Source organism: Streptomyces sp. NPDC046261 (genome assembly GCF_040646235.1).
Taxonomy (GTDB): domain Bacteria; phylum Actinomycetota; class Actinomycetes; order Streptomycetales; family Streptomycetaceae; genus Streptomyces.
Map to the genome: position 1 here is coordinate 802,563 of NZ_JBEYZU010000001.1, position 19,519 is coordinate 822,081.

Here is a 19,519-nt window from a genome sequence, read left to right on the forward strand (position 1 = left end):
CTCGTACGGGGGAGCCTTATTTGGGCGCGACTGTACGGCACGGCGTGCCGGGTCGAAGTGCTGCTTATGTAATTGGCCGGTTAACGTGCAGACATGAACGAAGATGTCCGCCTCACTGCGTGGGTCCGTGGTCAAGTGCAAGGTGTCGGCTTCCGTTGGTTCACCCGGGCCAACGCATTGCGCATCGGGGAGCTGATCGGCTTCGCCTCCAACCTCGCCGACGGCCGGGTCCAGGTCGTCGCCGAGGGGCCCCGCCAGGGCTGCGAACAATTGCTCGACTGGCTCCGCGAGGGCGACACGCCCGGCCGCGTGGACGGTGTCACCGAGATCTGGGACACACCCAGGGGTGGATATGACGGCTTCGAGATCCGCTGACCGCATGACCGGGAAATCGGATTCCGGCTCGATTCCGAAGGCCGGTGGCGGGGGGTGACCTGGGAACGCATATGCCATTGGCCTATGCGTTCATGGGAAATCGCCTGATGGTTGCCAACTCGGCCGCATCGTGCAAGGCTGCCTCTCAACGGATGATCTCTACGCCCCTCGGGCCCCGGAAGCGGAATGCGGCGCGGATTACCCAGCGCGCACCCCGGGACGCCCGCGGATACGGGGTGTGATCGTGTTGACCGTCAAACCATTTGGTGAGACTCTGGAAGCCCCGCGCACCTTAGCTGTTTGGCATTGAAACACCGCAGTAGTGATGGCAGACACCGCGGGTGCGAATCCCTCACGACCCACACCGCTACGGTCGGTCACTCAGTGTGGAGGACCATCCATCATGGCAAAGGCGCTTCTCGGTTACGTCGGCGGCTCCGACCCCCGAGTCCTCTCCGAGATGCGACGGCTCCAGCAGCGTGTCCAGGACCTCGAATCCGAGCTCATTCGGATGCAGGCCGAGAATGACGCGCTGGCTGCCGCCGCTCACCACGGTGACTCGCTGCTCGACAGCATCGACGTATCCAAGGCGGAGCCTGCGCTCGCCTGATCGCGTGCCCTGCCCCGGGGGCCCGGTCGGGCTGCACTGTCAGCCGCTTGAGAGTTGCAGTTGCAAGGGACGCTTCGGCGTCCCTTCGTCGTTTCCGGAGAATCGCCAGATTTCCCCCGTCGCCTCCTACGGATGATGTGCCCGGCACGTTCCCGGGTGAAACCGAGATGAACGGTAGAGTCCTACCGCGTGCACCTCAAGAGCCTGACCCTGCGCGGGTTCAAATCCTTCGCCTCCGCCACCACCCTGCGCTTCGAACCCGGCATCACCTGCGTCGTGGGCCCCAACGGCTCCGGAAAGTCCAATGTCGTCGACGCCCTTTCCTGGGTCATGGGCGAGCAGGGCGCCAAGTCGCTGCGCGGCGGCAAGATGGAGGACGTCATCTTCGCCGGGACGACCGGCCGCCCCCCGCTGGGCCGCGCCGAGGTCTCCCTGACCATCGACAACTCCGACGGCGCGCTCCCCATCGACTACGCCGAAGTCACCATCACGCGGATCATGTTCCGCAACGGCGGCAGCGAATACCAGATCAACGGGGACACCTGCCGGCTCCTGGACATCCAGGAACTGCTCTCCGACTCCGGCATCGGCCGCGAGATGCACGTCATCGTCGGCCAGGGCCAGCTCGACTCCGTCCTGCACGCCGACCCCATGGGCCGCCGCGCCTTCATCGAGGAGGCCGCCGGCGTCCTCAAGCACCGCAAGCGCAAGGAGAAGGCGCTGCGGAAGCTCGACGCGATGCGCGCCAACCTCGCCCGCGTCCAGGACCTCACCGACGAGCTGCGGCGCCAGCTCAAGCCGCTCGGCCGACAGGCCGCCGTGGCCCGCCGGGCCGCCGTCATCCAGGCCGACCTGCGCGACGCCCGGCTGCGCCTGCTCGCCGACGACCTGGTCGCCCTGCGCGAGGCCCTGCGCACCGAGATCGCCGACGAAGCCGCGCTCAAGAGCCGCAAGGAGGCCGCCGAGGCCGAGCTGCGCGCCGCCGCCCAGCGCGAGGCGGCACTGGAGGAGCAGGTCCGCGAGCTGACCCCGCGCCTGGCCCGGGCCCAGCAGACCTGGTACGAACTCTCCCGCCTGGCCGAGCGGGTGCGCGGCACGGTCAGCCTCGCGGACGCCCGCGTCGTCAGCGCGACCACCACCCCCGACGAGGAGCGGCGCGGCCGCGACCCCGAGGACCTCGAGCGCGAGGCCGCCCGCGTCCGCGAACAGGAAGCGGAACTCGAAGCCGCCCTGGAGGCCGCGAGCCGGGCCCTGGAGGACACCGCCGAGCACCGCGCCGACCTCGAGCGCCGCCTCGCCGAGGAGGAGCGCCGCCTGCGGGACGCCGCCCGCGCCATCGCCGACCGCCGCGAACAGCTCGCCCGGCTGCACGGCCAGGTCACCGCGGCCCGCGGCCGGGCCGCCTCGGCCGAGGCCGAGATCGGCCGGCTCGCGGCCGCCCGCGACGAGGCCGCCGAACGGGCCGCGGCCGCCCAGGAGGAGTACGAACGCCGGCAGGCCGAGGCCGACGGCGCCGACGCGGACGACGCCGAGCTGACCGGACGTCACGAGAGCGCCAAGGCCGCCCTCGCCGACGCCACGGCCGCCCTCGACGCCGCCCGGGAGGAGGCGACCGAAGCCGAGCGCCGCCGGGCGGCGATCACCGCCCGTCACGACGCCCTGGCCCTCGGCCTGCGCCGCAAGGACGGCACGGGTGCTCTCCTGTCCGCGAAGGAACGATTGGGCGGACTCCTCGGCCCGGCCGCGGAACTCCTGTCCGTCACACCGGGTTACGAGCTTCCCGTCGCCGCCGCGCTCGGCGCCGCGGCCGACGCGCTCGCCGTCACGGGCCCCTCCGCCGCCGCCGAGGCGCTGCGCCTGCTGAAGAAGGAGGACGCCGGCCGCGCGGTCCTGCTGCTCACCGGGGCGCCCGAGGAGACACCGGAGCCGCCCGGCCCGCACCGCACCGCCGCCGAACTCGTGCGGGCCCCCCTCGAACTGCGGCCCGCCGTGCGCCGGCTGCTGCGCGGCATCGTGGTCGTCGACACCCTCGAGGACGCCGAGGACCTCGTCACCTCGTACCCCGCGCTGACGGCCGTCACCGCCGAAGGCGACCTGCTCGGCGCGCACTTCGCCCAGGGCGGCTCCAGCGGGGCGCCCAGCCTGCTGGAGGTGACGGCGGCCGTCGACGAGGCGGCGGCCGAGCTGACGGCGCTCGACGCGCGGTGCGCCGCGTTGAACGCCGCCCGGCGCGAGGCCGAGGAGCGCCGCGCCCGCTGCGCCGCGCTCGTCGAGGAGCTGGCGGCCCGGCGCAGCGCCGCCGACCGGGACAGGTCGCAGGCCGCCCAGGCCCTCGGCCGGCTCGCCGGCGCGGCCCGGGCGGCCGCCGGCGAGGCCGAGCGGACGGCCGCGGCCGCCGAGCGCGCCCGGGAGGCTCTGGCCCGCGCCACCGAGGAGGCCGAGGAGCTCGCCGAGCGCCTGGCGGCGGCCCAGGAGCGGAGCCTCGACGCCGAGGACGGCGCGGACGAGCCCGATACGTCCGTACGCGACCGCCTCGCCGCCGACGGGGCCAACGCGCGGCAGACCGAGATGGAGGCCCGGCTCCAGGTCCGTACGCACGAGGAGCGTGTGAAGGCCCTCGCCGGCCGGGCGGACGCGCTGGACCGGGCGGCCCGCGCCGAGCGCGAGGCGCGCGAACGCGCCGAGCGGCGCCGCACCCGGTTGCGTCACGAGGCCGAGGTCGCATCGGCTGTCGCCGCCGGTGCCCGGCAGCTGCTGGCCCACGTCGAGGTCTCGCTCGTACGGGCCGACGAGGAACGGCAGGCGGCGGAGGCGGCCAAGGGCGAGCGGGAGAACGAACTCGTCGCCGAGCGGAACCGGGCGCGCGAGCTCAAGAGCGAGCTCGACAAGCTGACGGACTCCGTGCACCGCGGCGAGGTGCTGGGCGCGGAGAAGCGGCTGCGGATCGAACAGCTGGAGGCCAGGGCGCTCGAGGAGCTGGGCGTCGAGCCCACGGCCCTGATCGTCGAATACGGCCCCGACCAGCCCGTACCCCCCTCGCCCCCGGCGGAGGGCGAGGAACTGCCCGAGGACCCGGACCACCCCCGCAACCGGCCCGTCCCCTACGACCGCGCCGAGCAGGAGAAGCGCCTGCGGCAGGCCGAGCGCGCCTACCAGCAGCTGGGCAAGGTCAACCCGCTCGCCCTGGAGGAGTTCGCGGCGCTGGAGGAGCGCCACAAGTTCCTCTCGGAGCAGCTCGAAGACCTGAAGAAGACCCGGGCGGACCTGCTGCAGGTGGTGAAGGACGTCGACAAGCGGGTGGAGGAGGTCTTCACCGCGGCGTACCACGACACGGCCCGTGAGTTCGAGGGCGTCTTCTCCCGCCTCTTCCCCGGCGGCGAGGGCCGCCTGGTCCTCACCGACCCGGACGACATGCTGGCCACCGGCGTGGACGTGGAGGCCCGCCCGCCGGGCAAGAAGGTCAAGCGCCTGTCCCTGCTCTCCGGCGGGGAACGCTCCCTGACCGCGGTGGCCCTGCTCGTGGCGATCTTCAAGGCCCGCCCGAGCCCGTTCTACGTCATGGACGAGGTCGAGGCGGCGCTGGACGACACCAACCTCCAGCGGCTGATCGGGATCATGCGGGAGCTCCAGGAGAGCTCCCAGCTCATCGTGATCACTCACCAGAAGAGGACGATGGAGGTCGCCGACGCCCTTTACGGAGTGTCGATGCAGGGCGACGGAGTGTCGAAGGTGATCAGTCAGCGCCTCGGTTAAACCAAGATCACTTCAAGTGTTGAACTCAACCTGGTCAAAAGCTGGGACAAACATCTTCGTCACGTTCTATTGACTTCGAAAAATGAAGACGTAGGGTCTCCCACGTTGCTTACGCCTTCAAGTGGTGGGCGCTTTGATCTTGTGCCCCACTGGAATGGCCACCCCCTCACCCCGGCAACGTGGCCGGGCCCCAGGAGTACACGTTGACCAGCACTGCGACGGCGCCGGGGACGGAGGGCCGCAAGGCCCAGCCCGACCACCTCGGCCATGTCATCTTCATCACCGCGGCCGCGGCCATGGGTGGCTTCCTCTTCGGCTACGACAGCTCCGTGATCAACGGCGCCGTCGAGGGCATCCGCGGGAAGTACGACATCGGTTCCGCCGCCCTGGCCCAGGTCATCGCCATCGCGCTGATCGGCTGCGCCATCGGTGCCGCCACCGCGGGCCGCCTCGCGGACCGCATCGGCCGCATCCGCGTCATGCAGATCTCCGCGACGCTGTTCACCATCAGCGCCGTCGGCTCGGCCCTCCCCTTCGCCCTGTGGGACCTCGCCTTCTGGCGCGTCCTCGGCGGCATAGCGATCGGCATGGCCTCGGTCATCGGCCCGGCCTACATCGCCGAGGTCTCCCCGCCCGCCTACCGCGGCCGTCTCGGCGCGTTCCAGCAGGCCGCGATCGTCATCGGCATCGCCGTCTCGCAGCTGGTCAACTGGGGCATCCTCAACATCGCCGACGGCGACCAGCGCGGTGAGCTCATGGGCATCGAGGCCTGGCAGGTCATGCTCGGTGTCATGGTGATCCCGGCCGTCCTCTACGGCCTGCTGTCCTTCGCGATCCCCGAGTCGCCCCGCTTCCTGATCTCGGTCGGCAAGACCGACAAGGCCAAGAAGGTCCTGGCCGACGTCGAGGGTCACACCGTCGACCTCGACAAGCGCGTCGAGGAGATCGAGCTCGCCATGAAGAGCGAGCAGAAGTCCACCTTCAAGGACCTGCTCGGCGGCCGCTTCGGCCTCCTGCCGATCGTCTGGGTCGGCATCGGCCTCTCCGTCTTCCAGCAGTTCGTCGGCATCAACGTCGCGTTCTACTACTCCTCGACGCTGTGGCAGTCGGTGGGTGTGAACCCGGAGAGCTCGTTCTTCTACAGCTTCACCACCTCGATCATCAACATCGTCGGTACCGTGATCGCGATGGTCCTGGTGGACCGCATCGGCCGCAAGCCGCTCGCGCTCGTCGGCTCCGTGGGCATGGCCCTCTCCCTGGCCCTCGAGGCCTGGGCCTTCGCCTCCAAGACGGTGGACGGCACCCTGCCGACCACCCAGGGCACCGTGGCCCTGATCGCGGCCCACGCCTTCGTCCTCTTCTTCGCCCTCTCCTGGGGCGTCGTGGTCTGGGTCTTCCTGGGCGAGATGTTCCCCAACCGCATCCGCGCCGCGGCGCTCGGTGTCGCCGCGGCCGCCCAGTGGGTCGCGAACTGGGCCATCACGGCCAGCTTCCCGAGCCTGGCGGACTGGAACCTCTCGGGTGCGTACGTCATTTACACGGTCTTCGCCGTGCTCTCGATTCCCTTCGTGCTCAAGTTCGTGAAGGAGACCAAGGGCAAGGCGCTGGAGGAGATGGGCTAACCCCCCCGCCGCCCCTCTCCTCGAAAGGGCGCTGCCCCCGGCTCCGGCCGGGGGCAGCGCCCTTTCTTTGTGCGCGGCACGGCTGCGGCGCGCGGCCCGGTGGGCGGCGTTTGTGCCCACCCGTTCCGCCCTGCGGAACGATTGCCCACAAACGGGCGGTACGGCCGCCCACAAACGGGCGGTACGGCTGGCCGCCCCCGGCCCACAGCGCGGCGCGCAAAACGAAGAGGGCCCCCGACAGGGGGCCCTCTCCACATCCAAAGTCAGCGGTCAGCGTCAGCGCTTACGCGGCAACCTTCTCGCGCTCGGCGTCGGCGGACTCAGTGGCCGCCTCGCCCTCCCGGGGGACCGGCAGGACAGCCATCATGACCGCCGAGATCACGATCGTCGCCGCCCAGCCCAGGCCGTACTTGCCGATGAACGTGCCGGACAGCGGCCCGCTGAACCAGTCGCACTTCGTGAAGCAGATGCCCGCCGCCAGCGCCACGGTCCACGCCGTCATCGCCTGCCAGCAGAAGCCGCCCACGTACCAGTACCGGCTCGTACGGCCCGTGTCCATCAGCCCCTCGGCGTCGTACCGGACGGCACGCGCCCGACGTCGTGCCATGTCCACCGCGTAGACGCCGATCCAGGCGGAGAAGGAGACGGCCAGCAGGATCAGGAACGTGATGAAGGAGCTGAGGAAGCTCTCCGCGACGAGCATCAGCAGCAGACCGCCCACGAGGGAGATCAGCGCGTTGATGCTGACGGCCATCGCCCGCGGCAGCTTGACGCCCATGGTCTGGGCGGTGAAGCCGGCCGAGTACATCGACAGGCTGTTGATCAGCAGCATGCCCACGATCGCGGTGACCAGGTACGGAACCGCCAGCCACGTCGGCAGGATGTCGCCGAGGAAGGACACCGGGTCGGGCGCGTCGGCGAGCTCGGGCGTGGCCACGGCCATCACGGCACCCATGAGGACCATCGGCACCATCACCAGGCCGGCACCCGAGACCGTCGCACCGACGATCTTCTTGCCGGACGCCGCGTGCGGCAGGTAGCGCGCGAAGTCGGGCCCGGTGGGGACCCAGCTGATGCCACCGGCGGCGATCGTGCCGATGCCGGCGATCATCATCGCCGTCGTGCCCGCGGGCTTGGAGAAGACGTCGTCCCACGAGATGTTGGCGATCAGGTAGCCGAGCACCAGCACGCTGAAGACGCCGAAGAGGTACGTCGACCACTTGTTGCACACGTTGAGCGCCTTGCGCCCCATGCCGCTCACCAGGAACGTGCAGGCGACGAAGACGAACAGCGTGACCACGATCAGCACGGTGTTGCTCTTCACGCCGAAGAGCAGGTCCAGAACGGTCAGCACCGCGTACGCGCCGGTGACCGCGTTGATCGTCTCCCAGCCGAAGCGGGCGACCCAGAGGATCGAGCCCGGGAAGAGGTTGCCGCGCACACCGAAGGTCGCACGGGAGAGCATCGCGCCGGGGGCGCCGCCCCACTTGCCGGAGACCGACAACACGCCGACCAGGCCGAACGACACGACCGCGGCGCACGCCGCGACGATCAGGACCTGCCAGAAGTTCAGGGCGTTGAAGACCACCAGCGACGCGCCCATGGTGAGCAGCAGCACGCTGATGTTGGCGGCGACCCAGGTCGGGAAGAGCTCCCGGACCCGGCCGTGCCGCTCGTTGTCGGGTACGGGCTCGATGCCGCGGGTTTCTATCGCGCCGTCGACGCCTTCGGCGTCGGAGGCGGTACTGGACACGTTGGCGCCGTTGGCAGCGTTGTCCATGTGAGGGGCCATGTCGGGGGGCTCCGTGCGGGGTGAAGCAGGGCGGGAGGCCGGCCTGGGCAGAAAGGGACGTTGGGACTCTACGCGCGTCGCGCGGCCCCACGCCATCGTACTTTGCTCTAACTTTGGTCGGTTAGTGCCATTAGTCCTCGTGGCAACATCCAAAAACCAGCCACCCACACCCCCTCGAATCCAGCCGCGGGCCGGCTCCGGACATGCCCCGAAATGCCACGGCGGCGTCCGTGCCACTCGGTGTCCGATACTGGGTGCGTTATGGACATCGTCATCCTTGCTGTAGTCATCGCTGTGGTCGCGCTCGGCGCGATCAGCGGGCTCGTGGTCAGCAGCCGCAAGAAGAAGCAGCTGCCCCCCGCTCCGCCGAGCAGCCCGTCCGTCACCGCGCCGCCCGCCGAGCCGCACGTCGGCGAGGAGGCCGAGACCCCGCGCGCGGAACCGCGCCGCACCGTAGAAGAAGTAGAGCTCCCCGAGGCGCCCGCCGCGGAGGAGACCGCTCCCGTCGTCGAGCCGGAGACCGCGGCCGAGGCCGCCGCGGCACCGGCCGCGCCCGAGATCGAGGTCCCGGAGCCCACCGCCGGCCGCCTCGTGCGGCTGCGCGCCCGCCTCTCCCGCTCGCAGAACTCCCTCGGCAAGGGTCTGCTGACCCTGCTCTCCCGCGAGCACCTCGACGAGGACACCTGGGAGGAGATCGAGGACACCCTGCTCACCGCCGACGTCGGCGTCGCGCCGACGCAGGAACTGGTGGAGCGGCTGCGCGAGCGGGTGAAGGTGCTCGGCACCCGCACGCCCGACGAGCTGCGCGCCCTGCTCCGCGAGGAGCTGCTGACCCTCATCGGCCCGGACTTCGACCGCAGCGTCCACACCGAGCCGGGTGTGGGCGTGAACGGCGAGGAGAAGCCCGGCGTCGTCATGGTCGTCGGCGTCAACGGCACCGGCAAGACCACCACCACGGGCAAGCTCGCCCGTGTGCTCGTCGCCGACGGCAAGTCCGTCGTCCTGGGCGCGGCGGACACCTTCCGCGCCGCCGCCGCCGATCAGCTCCAGACCTGGGGCGAGCGCGTGGGCGCCCGTACGGTCCGCGGCCCCGAGGGCGGCGACCCGGCGTCGATCGCCTTCGACGCGGTCAAGGAGGGCATCGCCGAGAACGCGGACGTCGTGCTCGTCGACACCGCCGGCCGGCTGCACACCAAGACCGGGCTCATGGACGAGCTCGGCAAGGTCAAGCGCGTCGTGGAGAAGCACGGCTCGGTCGACGAGGTGCTGCTGGTCCTCGACGCCACCACCGGCCAGAACGGCCTGGTGCAGGCGCGCGTCTTCGCCGAGGTCGTGAACATCACCGGCATCGTCCTCACCAAGCTCGACGGCACCGCCAAGGGCGGCATCGTCGTGGCGGTCCAGCGCGAACTGGGCGTGCCGGTCAAGCTCGTGGGCCTGGGCGAGGGCGCGGACGACCTGGCGCCCTTCGAGCCCGAGGCGTTCGTGGACGCCCTCATCGGCGACTGACGGCCCCGGCGGCCGGAAGGGACGCGCGGAGGAACGACAGGAGAAAGGGCCCCCGCCGCAGGTGCAGCTGCGGCGGGGGCCCTTTCGCACACGGGGCCGGCGGGCGTGCTCAGCCGGCGCCCGCGGACCGGTGGCACACGTACGCCAGCGTCCCCAGCAGCAGCCGGGCCTCCGGCGGGCGGCCCGCCGTGTCCAGCGCCGGCGGCAGCAGCCAGCGCATCGGGCCCAGGCCCGCGTAGTCCGACGGCGGCGCCGTGATGTGATCGCCATGGCCCAGACCACGCAGATCGAGCCGGGCGTCGTCCCAGCCCATGCGGTACAGGAGCTGGGGGAGTTCGGCGGCGGCGCCGGGAGCCACGAAGAACAGCGCGCGGCCGTGCGGGGTGAGGGCCACGGGGCCCAGCGGCACCCCCATCCGCTCCAGCCGCGCCAGCGCGTGCCGGCCCGCCGCCTCCGCGACCTCCAGTACGTCGAACGTGCGCCCCACGGGCAGCAGTACGGCCGCGCCGGGCACCTCGGACCAGGCCGCCGCCGCCTCGTCCAGCGTGGAGCCGGCCTTGACGGGCGGGGCGAACGAGAGCGGGTGCGCCCCGGGCGCGGGGCAGTCGGCGGCGCCGCACGAGCAGCTGACCCGGCTGCCGCGCGAGGCCCGGGCGCCGGGAACGACGTCCCACCCCCACAGGCCGGTGTACTCCGCGACCGTCGTCACGGACTCGGACGCGCGGCCCCGACGCCGAGAGCTCGAGCGCAGATCCCGGATGCCGCCGATTGTGAAGCCCATGCCCCCTCCAACGGGTCGTGCTCGCAGTTGGTTACGTGTCGGAGTGTCTCGGACACGGACCGTTGCCGACCCATGCCCCGAGGCGGCGCGACGGTGCGCGAGCGGTGGTGAGCCACAAGTCGCGCGCCGTGGCGCGCACCTCTTCACCTTCTCGCTGGTTTCCTCACGTTCGTTCCGTGTCAAGTCAATCGCGATGTGGGCGGAAGGAGTTCATTCATTGGGGTGGCGAATGGTGGCGTTTACTGGACTGCCCTCGCGTGACCGGTGATCGTAGGATTACTTTCGGTACATGGGCCCTGCCGGACAAGCGGCCGCAATACGCGGCAAGCTGTTGGCGGTTCACGCGTAGACGTGCGGACGCACGCTATGGATGTGGTTGCACGCGTGGATGTTGATGCACGTCATGGACGCAGACGCGTAGACGCAGAGTTTCGGATGGGGGCGTTCCCGTGGGCGGCAATGTCAGTGGTACCGGTGGTGCCGACAGGGCTGATAAGGCCGAGAAGCGCCCCAACGAGCAGCTGAACTCGTGGTTCATGCGCAGCGGATGGTCGAAGGGCGAGCTGGCCCGGCAGGTGAACCGCAGGGCGCGCCAGCTGGGTGCCCATCACATCAGCACCGACACCTCCCGCGTACGCCGCTGGCTGGACGGTGAGCAGCCGCGCGAGCCGATTCCGAAAATCCTCTCCGAGCTGTTCTCCGAGCGCTTCGGCTGCGTGGTGGGCGTCGAGGACATCGGGCTGCGCGCCGCGCACCAGTCACCGTCCGTGTCGGGCGTGGACCTGCCCTGGGCGGCTCCGCAGACCGTCGAGCTGCTGAGCGAGTTCTCCCGCAGCGACCTGATGCTGGCGCGCCGCGGCTTCCTCGGGACCTCGCTCGCCCTGTCCGCCGGGCCCGCCCTCATCGAGCCCATGCAGCGCTGGCTGGTGCCCGGCCCCACGGGCCGCGAGAGGGCGGGCACGTCGGACCGGGAGCGGCCCCGCCGCTCCCGGCTCTCCGCCCCGGAGCTGGAGCTGCTGGAGTCCACGGCCGTGATGTTCCGGCAGTGGGACGCCCAGTGCGGCGGCGGCCTGCGCCGCAAGGCCGTGGTGGGACAGCTCCACGAGGTCACCGACCTGCTGCAGGAACCGCAGCCCGAGGACACCTCCCGGCGGCTGTTCCAGGTCGCCGCCGAGCTGTCCCAGCTCGCCGGATGGATGAGCTACGACATCGGGCTGCACCCCACCGCCCAGAAGTACTTCGTCCTGGCCCTGCACGCCGCCAAGGAGGCCGGCAACCGCCCCCTGGGCTCGTACATCCTCTCCAGCATGAGCCGCCAGATGATCCACCTGGGCCGCCCGGACGACGCCCTGGAGCTCATCCACCTCGGGCAGTACGGATCGCGCGAGACGGCCACCCCGCGGACGCAGGCCATGTTGTATGCGATGGAGGCCCGCGCGTACGCCAACATGGGCCAGCCCGCGAAGGTCAAGCGCGCGGTGAGCATGGCCGAGGACTGCTTCGGCGACTGCGAGCCGGGCGACGGCGATCCCGACTGGATCCGGTTCTTCTCCGAAGCCGAGCTCAACGCCGAGAACGCCCACTCCTTCCGCGACCTCGCCTATGTGGCCGGCCGCAGCCCCACCTACGCCTCGCTGGCGCGCCCGAAGATGGAGCGGGCCGTCGAGCTGTTCGAGCAGGACAACGAACACCAGCGTTCGTACGCGCTCAACCTCATCGGCATGGCCACCGTGCACCTGCTGGAGCGCGAGCCGGAAGAGGGCGCCGTCCTGGCCGGGAAGGCGCTGAGGATCGCCAAGCAGGTGCGGTCCGAGCGGGTCAGCAACCGCCTGCGCAAGACCGTCGACAACGCCGTCCGTGAATTCGGCGAGGTCGCCGAGGTCGTACAGCTGACCGAGCAACTCGCCGTCCATCTGCCGGAATCCGCCGAGTCCGCCCACGCGGTCTGAAAAAGCCGTCCGGCCCCTTTGCCCGGCCGCGGTGTCCCTCCCGTACAGCCCGACTCGGCCCCCCACGCCAGGTCACTCCGGAGGGCCGCCGCGGTCGGTTTCCTCTGCCCGGGAGCCGCGTTAACGCACGGCGCGGGCCGCGATCCCGCCGTTCATCCGGGCGTAACACGTCCCCTCTCATCGTCACCGGCGCGAAACAACCCGTGGCACCGGCTGAAACCGTGCCGCGCGAGCCTCGTGGCGACACCGGCCCACTGGGAAGACCGGCCCGCACGGGGGCCCGGGCCGCGGCCACGAGGAGACATCGACATTGAATGGCGCAGATACCGCATTCGTATTGATCAGTGCCGCGCTCGTGATGCTGATGACACCGGCCCTGGCCTTCTTCTACGGCGGCATGGTGCGGGTCAAGAGCGCACTCAACATGCTGATGATGTCCTTCATCTCGCTCGGCATCGTCAGCGTCCTGTGGGTGCTCTTCGGCTACTCGCTCGCGTTCGGCGATGACATCGGCGCCGGGCTCCTGGGCAACCTCGACCACGTCGGCTTCCAGGGCATCAGCCCCGAGACCCTCACCGGCGGCAAGGAGGGCATCCCGGTCCTGGCCTTCGCCCTCTTCCAGCTGATGTTCGCCGTCCTCACCCCCGCCCTGATGAGCGGTGCCCTCGCGGACCGCGTGAAATTCAGCGCCTGGGCGCTGTTCATCACGCTCTGGGTGACGATCGTCTACTTCCCCGTCGCCCACTGGGTCTGGCAGGCCGACGGCTGGCTCTTCAAGCTCAAGGTGATCGACTTCGCCGGCGGCACCGCCGTCCACATCAACGCGGGCATCGGCGCGCTGGCCGCCGTCCTCGTCGTCGGCAAGCGCATCGGCTTCAAGAAGGACCCCATGCGCCCCCACAACCTGCCGCTGGTGATCCTCGGCGCGGGGCTGCTGTGGTTCGGCTGGTTCGGCTTCAACGCCGGCTCGGCGCTCGCCGCCAACGGCGTCGCCGCCAACATGGCCATGAACACCCAGGTCGCCACGGGCGCGGCCATGCTCGGCTGGCTCGCCTACGAGCGCGTCAGGCATGGCGCGTTCACCACCCTGGGCGCCGCCTCCGGCGCCGTCGCGGGGCTGGTCGCCATCACCCCGGCCGGCGCGGCCGTCAACGCCTTCGGCGCCATCCTCATCGGCCTCGTCGCCGGCGCCGTCTGCTCCTGGGCCGTCGGATGGAAGTTCAAGCTCGGCTTCGACGACTCCCTCGACGTCGTCGGCGTCCACCTCGTCGGCGGCATCATCGGCACCCTGCTCGTCGGCCTCCTGGCCACCGGCGGCGTCGGCGGCCCGACCCAGCTCGGCCGCCAGGCCGTCGGGGCGTTCTCCGTCCTGGCCTACTCCTTCACCGTCTCCTGGCTGCTCGCCAAACTCGTCGACAAGCTGATCGGCTTCCGGGCGAGCGAGGAGGACGAGCTCAGCGGCGTCGACCAGGCCTACCACGCCGAAAGCGCGTACGACTTCAGCGCCGTGGGCGGCGCCGCGGCCGGCCGCGGCGCGACGCCCGCCCCCGCGCAGCAGACCCGGAACAAGAAGGTGGACGCATGAAGCTCATCACCGCGGTCGTCAAGCCGCACCGGTTCGAGGACGTCAAGAAGGCGCTGCAGGCCTTCGGCGTCAAGGGCCTGACCGTCACACAGGCCAGCGGCTACGGACGCCAGCGCGGCCACACCGAGGTCTACCGGGGCGCCGAGTACGAGATCGACCTCGTGCCCAAGATCCGCGTCGAGATCCTCGCCGAGGACGCCGACGCCGACGACATCATCGACGTCGTCGTCGCGGCCGCCCGCACCGACAAGATCGGCGACGGCAAGGTGTGGGTCGTCCCCGTCGAGACGGTCGTCCGCGTCCGCACCGACGAGCGCGGCGCCGACGCGCTCTGAGCACCCGGGAAGGGGCCTGACATGACGCGCACCGAGGCCGCCGCCACCGACCCGGACGCCGGCGGCTACGCCGCGGCCCGGCTGCGGCTCCTGCACGAGGAGTCCCTGTCCGGACCGCCGTTGCGGGCGGGGCTCGCCCGGCTCACCGACCGGTGGCTGAGCGGCCTCCTGGGCCCCTCCCAGGGCGTCGCGCTCGTGGCCGTCGGCGGCTACGGGCGCGGCGAGCTCTCCCCGCGCAGCGACCTCGACGTCCTCCTCCTGCACGACGGCAGGACCGGCGCCCCCGGCATCGCCGCCGTCGCCGACCGCGTCTGGTACCCCGTCTGGGACATGGGCCTGGCCCTCGACCACTCCGTACGCACCCCCGCCGAGGCCCGCAAGACCGCCTCCGGCGACCTCAAGGCCCACCTCGGCCTCCTCGACGCCCGCCACATCGCCGGCGACGCGGCGTTGACCCGCGCCCTGCGCACCGCCGCCTACGAGGACTGGCGCGCCCAGGCCCCGGCCCGGCTGCCCGAGTTGCGCGAGCTGTGCGAGGAACGCGCCCGGCGCCAGGGCGAGCTGCGGTTCCTGCTGGAGCCCGACCTGAAGGAGGCGCGCGGCGGACTGCGCGACGCCACCGCCCTGCGCGCCGTCGCCGCCTCCTGGCTCGCCGACGCCCCCCGCGAGGGCCTCGAACACGCCCGTTCCCTCCTCCTGGACACCCGCGACGCCCTCCACCTGACCACCGGCCGGGCCACCGACCGGCTCGCCCTGCAGGAACAGGCCGAGGTCGCCGCCGGCCTCGGCCTCGCCGACGCCGACGCGCTGCTGCGCGGGGTGTACGAGGCCGCCCGCACCGTCTCCTACGCCGCCGACGTCACCTGGCGCGAGGTGGGCCGGGTGCTGCGGGCCCGGTCCGGCCGGCCCCGGCTGCGCCGCATCCTCGGCGGCCGCGGTGGCCGGGGCGGCTTCGTCGAGCCCGAGCGGATCCCGCTCGCCGAAGGCGTCGTCGAACAGGACGGCGAGGTCGTCCTGGCCCGTACCGCACGCCCCGACCGCGACCCGGTCCTGCCCCTGCGCGCGGCCGCGGCCGCCGCCCAGGCGGGGCTGCCGCTGTCACGGCACGCCGTGCGGCGCATGGCCGGCGCCGCCCCCCTGCCCCTGCCGTGGCCCGCGGAGGCCCGCGAACAGCTCGTCACCCTCCTCGGGTCGGGCGAGTCGACCGTGGCCGTCTGGGAGGCCCTGGAGGCCGAGGGCCTGGTCTCCCGGCTGCTGCCCGAGTGGGAACACGTGCGCTGCCGGCCGCAGCGCAACCCCGTGCACCGCTGGACCGTCGACCGGCACCTGATCGAGACGGCCGTCCGCGCCTCGGCCCTCACCCGCCGCGTCGGCCGCCCCGACCTGCTGCTCATCGCCGCACTCCTGCACGACCTCGGCAAGGGACGCCCCGGCGACCACAGTGCCGCGGGCGAGGCCCTCGCCCGCGACATCGCCCCCCGCCTCGGCCTCGACACCGCCGACACCGACGTCCTCGCCACGCTCGTACGCCACCACCTCCTTCTCGCCGAGACCGCCACCCGCCGCGACCTCGACGACCCCGCCACCATCCGGACGGTCACGGACGCGGTCGGCCGCGCCACGACCCTGGAGCTGCTGCACGCGCTGACCGAGGCCGACGCCCTCGCCACGGGACCGGCCGCGTGGAGCGCCTGGCGGGCCTCGCTGGTGGCCGAGCTGGTCCGGCGCGCGGCCGCGGCCCTGGCCGGGGAGCCGGTGGCGGACCACGCGGAGCCGGCGGCGCCGACGGCCCGGGAGGAGGCACTGGCGGCCGAGGCGCTGCGCACGGCCGGTCCGGTGGTGGCCCTGAGCCCGCCCTCCGAGAGCGTCGGCGACACCCTGGAGCTGACTGTCGCCATCCCCGACCAGCCCGGCGTGCTGCCGGCGACGGCCGGCGTCCTCGCCCTGCACCGCCTGACGGTCCGCACGGCGGAGCTGCGCGGCCTGGGCGGCGCCCTGCTGCTGAACTGGCGGGTGGCGGCCGAGTACGGCGCGCCCCCCGAGGCCGCGCTGCTGCGCGGCGACCTCGTACGGGCCCTGGACGGCTCGCTGGACATCGCCGGGCGCCTGGCCGAGCGCGAGGCCGCCTACGGCCGGCGGCGCAGGGGAGTGGCGCACGCGCCGGCGCGGGTGGCGGTCGCGACCGGGGGCTCGAAGATCGCCACGGTCCTGGAGGTACGGGCCCACGACGCCCCCGGCCTGCTGCACCGCATCGGCCGGGCCCTGGACGAGGCGCGGGTCCGGGTGCGCAGCGCGCACGTGAGCACGCTGGGGGCGAACGTGGTGGACGCCTTCTATGTGACGGACGTGGGTGGGGCCCCGCTGGGGGAGGGGGAGGCGGTGGCGGTGGCGCGGCGCGTGGAGGAGGCGTTGGACCGGGCGGCGGGGTGAGAGCCCGCCGCCCTCGCACGACGGGCGCCGAGGTGGCGCCCCTCGTCTATTTCGCCGGATTCGGCAGGCGAGGACGTCGCGCTTGCCGGGCCGGATACCCTGGGTGCGACTGACCCGCCCCCGACCCGAGGATCTGCGACCGCCGTGTTCGACACTCTTTCCGATCGCCTCGCAGCGACTTTCAAGAACCTTCGCGGCAAGGGGCGCCTCAGCGAGGCGGACATCGATGCCACGGCACGCGAGATCCGCATCGCCCTTCTCGAGGCCGACGTGGCGCTGCCCGTCGTCCGCGCGTTCATCAAGCAGGTCAAGGAACGGGCGATGGGCGCCGAGGTTTCCAGGGCCCTGAATCCCGCTCAAACAGTCATCAAGATCGTCAACGAGGAGCTCATCGGCATCCTCGGCGGCGAGACCCGCCGCCTGCGCTTCGCCAAGACCGCGCCGACCGTCATCATGCTCGCCGGTCTGCAGGGTGCCGGTAAGACCACGCTGGCCGGAAAGCTCGGTCACTGGCTCAAGGGCCAGGGCCACGCCCCGCTGCTCGTCGCGTGCGACCTCCAGCGTCCCAACGCCGTCAACCAGCTCGGCGTCGTCGCCGAGCGCGCCGCCGTCGGCTTCTACGGGCCCCAGCCCGGCAACGGCGTGGGCGACCCGGTGCAGGTGGCCAAGGACTCGATCGAGTACGCCCGTACCAAGCAATACGACATCGTCATCGTCGACACCGCCGGCCGCCTCGGCATCGACGCCGAGATGATGCAGCAGGCCGCGGACATCCGTGACGCCGTCTCGCCCGACGAGATCCTCTTCGTCGTCGACGCGATGATCGGTCAGGACGCGGTCAACACCGCCGAGGCCTTCCGCGACGGCGTCGGCTTCGACGGCGTGGTGCTCTCCAAGCTCGACGGCGACGCCCGCGGTGGTGCCGCGCTGTCGGTCGCGCACGTGACCGGCAAGCAGATCATGTTCGCCTCCAACGGCGAGAAGCTGGACGACTTCGACGCGTTCCACCCGGACCGCATGGCGTCCCGCATCCTCGGCATGGGCGACATGCTCAGCCTCATCGAGAAGGCCGAGCAGACCTTCAGCCAGGACGAGGCCGAGAAGATGGCGGCCAAGCTGGCGAAGGGGCCCAAGGAGTTCACGCTCGACGACTTCCTGTCCCAGATGGAGCAGGTCCGCAAGATGGGCAGCATCTCCAAGCTGCTCGGCATGCTGCCCGGCATGGGGCAGATCAAGGACCAGATCAACAACCTCGACGAGCGCGACGTCGACCGCACCGCCGCGATCATCAAGTCGATGACCCCGGGCGAGCGCCAGGACCCGACGATCATCAACGGCTCGCGCCGTGCCCGTATCGCCAAGGGTTCCGGTGTGGACGTCAGCGCCGTGAAGAACCTCGTCGAGCGCTTCTTCGAGGCCCGCAAGATGATGTCGCGCATGGCCCAGGGCGGCGGCATGCCGGGCATGCCCGGCATCCCGGGCATGGGCGGCGGCCCCGGCAAGAAGAAGAAGCAGGTCAAGCAGGCCAAGGGCAAGCGCCAGAGCGGCAACCCGATGAAGCGCAAGGCCGAGGAGCAGGCCGCGGCCGCCCGCCGCGAGCAGGCGCAGGCCGCCAACCCGCTGGGCCTGCCGCCCGGCGGCCAGGACGCCCAGAACTTCGAACTCCCCGACGAGTTCAAGAAGTTCATGGGCTGACCGAGCCCGTGTGACAGCCCCCTCGGCCCGGCCGTGGGGGCTGTCGGCGTCATGGGCGTGCGTACGGGGCGGGGGGTCAGACCCGCGCTATCAGATAGCGGAAGACGTTCGGCATCCACACCGTCCCGTCGCCCCGCAGGTACGGGTGGAGCGCCTCGGTCAGCTCCTTGACGACCTGCTCCTCGTCCGTTGCCCGGGCCGCCGCGTCGAAGGCGCCCGTGGACAGCAGGCCGCGGACGGCGCTGCCGAGGTCGGCGTAGCCGTACGGGCAGGCGACCCGGCCCGAGCCGTCCGGGGCGAGCCCGGCCTCGCGGGCGATGTTCTCCAGGTCGTCGCGGCCGCTGAGGCGCCAGCGGGCGGGGGCGCACATCGGATCGGCCAGGCGCGCGGCCACCCGGAGCGCCCCGGACGCGGCACAGCGCTCCTGCGGGCCCCAGCCGGCGAGGACGACGGCGGAGCCGGGCTCGGCGCAGGCGGCGGCGCGGGAGAGGGCCTCGGCCAGGCCGTGGGAGCCGGCGCCCGCGCAGAAGAGCGGGTCGAAGGCGGTCACGAGGTTGAAGGGCGGGCCGTCGGGGTCGAGCACGGTTTCCGGGCCGCCGATGCCGAGGCGGGTGCCGCGGCCGGCGGCGCCCTCCGGCATCAGGCGTTCGCGGGCCAGCTCCAGTCGGCGGCCGTCCGGGTCGACGCCGCACACCGCGGCGCCGCGGTGTGCGGCCATCAGCAGGGCGAGGCCGGATCCGCAGCCCAGGCTCAGCAGCCGGGTGCCGGGTCCGGCCTCCAGGCGCTCGTACACCGCTTCGTAAAGCGGAACCAGCATCCGTTCCTGGATTTCCGCCCAGTCGCGGGCCCGTGAAGCGGGCGAGGTCGGGGACGGCCGGTGCCGCCGCACGAGCGTTGGTGTCATCGAATGCGCCCCAATCCGCCGGGTGAGGTGTCCTGGTCCTGGTCCGTGGTCCCGCCCCCATGAAGTGCTGCCGAGTGCTGCCGTGCGCGCGTTGCGGTGAAGAACCCCCCGATGCCAGAGAACTCCGCTTCAGGCCGGGAGTCCAGGGGGAAGGCACGAGAACGTTCCCGTATGCCCAC

Annotated in this window: 13 protein-coding genes; 10 read left to right on the forward strand and 3 right to left on the reverse strand. The window is 71.8% G+C overall.

Going from position 1 to position 19,519, the window contains the following annotated elements; genetic code table 11:
• Positions 1 to 93 precede the first annotated feature (93 nt).
• From ABZ956_RS03720 to ABZ956_RS03735, 4 genes are all read left to right on the forward strand, one after another.
• Positions 94 to 375: an acylphosphatase gene (locus ABZ956_RS03720; protein WP_361886307.1), complete on the forward strand. Its 282-nt coding sequence runs from the start codon at positions 94 to 96 to the stop codon at positions 373 to 375.
• A gap of 403 nt (positions 376 to 778) precedes the next feature.
• Entirely contained in the window at positions 779 to 985 is a 207-nt protein-coding gene (locus ABZ956_RS03725) for a hypothetical protein (protein ID WP_361886309.1), read from the forward strand.
• A 189-nt stretch (positions 986 to 1,174) separates the two neighbouring features.
• Positions 1,175 to 4,738 carry a chromosome segregation protein SMC gene (gene smc, locus ABZ956_RS03730; RefSeq protein WP_361886312.1) on the forward strand — a complete coding sequence of 1,188 codons (3,564 nt, stop codon included), beginning with the start codon at positions 1,175 to 1,177 and terminating at the stop codon, positions 4,736 to 4,738.
• Between the two features lie 203 nt (positions 4,739 to 4,941).
• Positions 4,942 to 6,360 carry a sugar porter family MFS transporter gene (locus ABZ956_RS03735; protein ID WP_361886315.1) on the forward strand — a complete coding sequence of 473 codons (1,419 nt, stop codon included), beginning with the start codon at positions 4,942 to 4,944 and terminating at the stop codon, positions 6,358 to 6,360.
• 283 nt (positions 6,361 to 6,643) lie between these two features.
• On the opposite strand, the gene ABZ956_RS03740 is transcribed toward ABZ956_RS03735, so the two are convergent.
• Entirely contained in the window at positions 6,644 to 8,140 is a 1,497-nt protein-coding gene (locus tag ABZ956_RS03740; RefSeq protein WP_361886318.1) for a cytosine permease, read from the reverse strand.
• A gap of 273 nt (positions 8,141 to 8,413) precedes the next feature.
• Here ABZ956_RS03740 and ftsY point away from each other — a divergent pair, with 273 nt between their 5' ends.
• The gene (ftsY, locus tag ABZ956_RS03745) at positions 8,414 to 9,661 is read left to right on the forward strand and encodes a signal recognition particle-docking protein FtsY (RefSeq protein WP_361886320.1); all 1,248 of its coding nucleotides are present in this window, start codon (positions 8,414 to 8,416) and stop codon (positions 9,659 to 9,661) included.
• Positions 9,662 to 9,770: 109 nt separating this feature from the next.
• On the opposite strand, the gene ABZ956_RS03750 is transcribed toward ftsY, so the two are convergent.
• A complete protein-coding gene (locus tag ABZ956_RS03750) occupies positions 9,771 to 10,442 on the reverse strand; it encodes a bifunctional DNA primase/polymerase (RefSeq protein WP_361886323.1) in 672 nt (223 codons plus the stop codon).
• Positions 10,443 to 10,978: 536 nt separating this feature from the next.
• On the opposite strand from ABZ956_RS03750, the gene ABZ956_RS03755 reads away from it, so the two are divergent.
• The 5 genes from ABZ956_RS03755 to ffh all read left to right on the forward strand — a co-directional run bounded on the left by ABZ956_RS03755 (position 10,979) and on the right by ffh (position 18,436).
• The gene (locus ABZ956_RS03755; protein ID WP_361886699.1) at positions 10,979 to 12,391 is read left to right on the forward strand and encodes a hypothetical protein; all 1,413 of its coding nucleotides are present in this window, start codon (positions 10,979 to 10,981) and stop codon (positions 12,389 to 12,391) included.
• 310 nt (positions 12,392 to 12,701) lie between these two features.
• Positions 12,702 to 13,976 carry an ammonium transporter gene (locus tag ABZ956_RS03760; RefSeq protein ID WP_361886326.1) on the forward strand — a complete coding sequence of 425 codons (1,275 nt, stop codon included), beginning with the start codon at positions 12,702 to 12,704 and terminating at the stop codon, positions 13,974 to 13,976.
• Entirely contained in the window at positions 13,973 to 14,311 is a 339-nt protein-coding gene (locus ABZ956_RS03765; RefSeq protein ID WP_361886329.1) for a P-II family nitrogen regulator, read from the forward strand. The genes ABZ956_RS03760 and ABZ956_RS03765 overlap by 4 nt, the downstream gene beginning before the upstream one ends.
• Positions 14,312 to 14,332: 21 nt before the next feature.
• Complete coding sequence (locus tag ABZ956_RS03770) at positions 14,333 to 16,741, forward strand: [protein-PII] uridylyltransferase (RefSeq protein ID WP_361886332.1); 2,409 nt, start codon at positions 14,333 to 14,335, stop codon at positions 16,739 to 16,741.
• Between the two features lie 144 nt (positions 16,742 to 16,885).
• Positions 16,886 to 18,436, forward strand: coding sequence for a signal recognition particle protein (gene ffh, locus ABZ956_RS03775; protein ID WP_361886335.1), 1,551 nt, complete (start codon positions 16,886 to 16,888; stop codon positions 18,434 to 18,436).
• A gap of 76 nt (positions 18,437 to 18,512) precedes the next feature.
• On the opposite strand, the gene ABZ956_RS03780 is transcribed toward ffh, so the two are convergent.
• Complete coding sequence (locus tag ABZ956_RS03780) at positions 18,513 to 19,340, reverse strand: methyltransferase domain-containing protein (protein WP_361886338.1); 828 nt, start codon at positions 19,338 to 19,340, stop codon at positions 18,513 to 18,515.
• Positions 19,341 to 19,519: the final 179 nt, after the last annotated feature.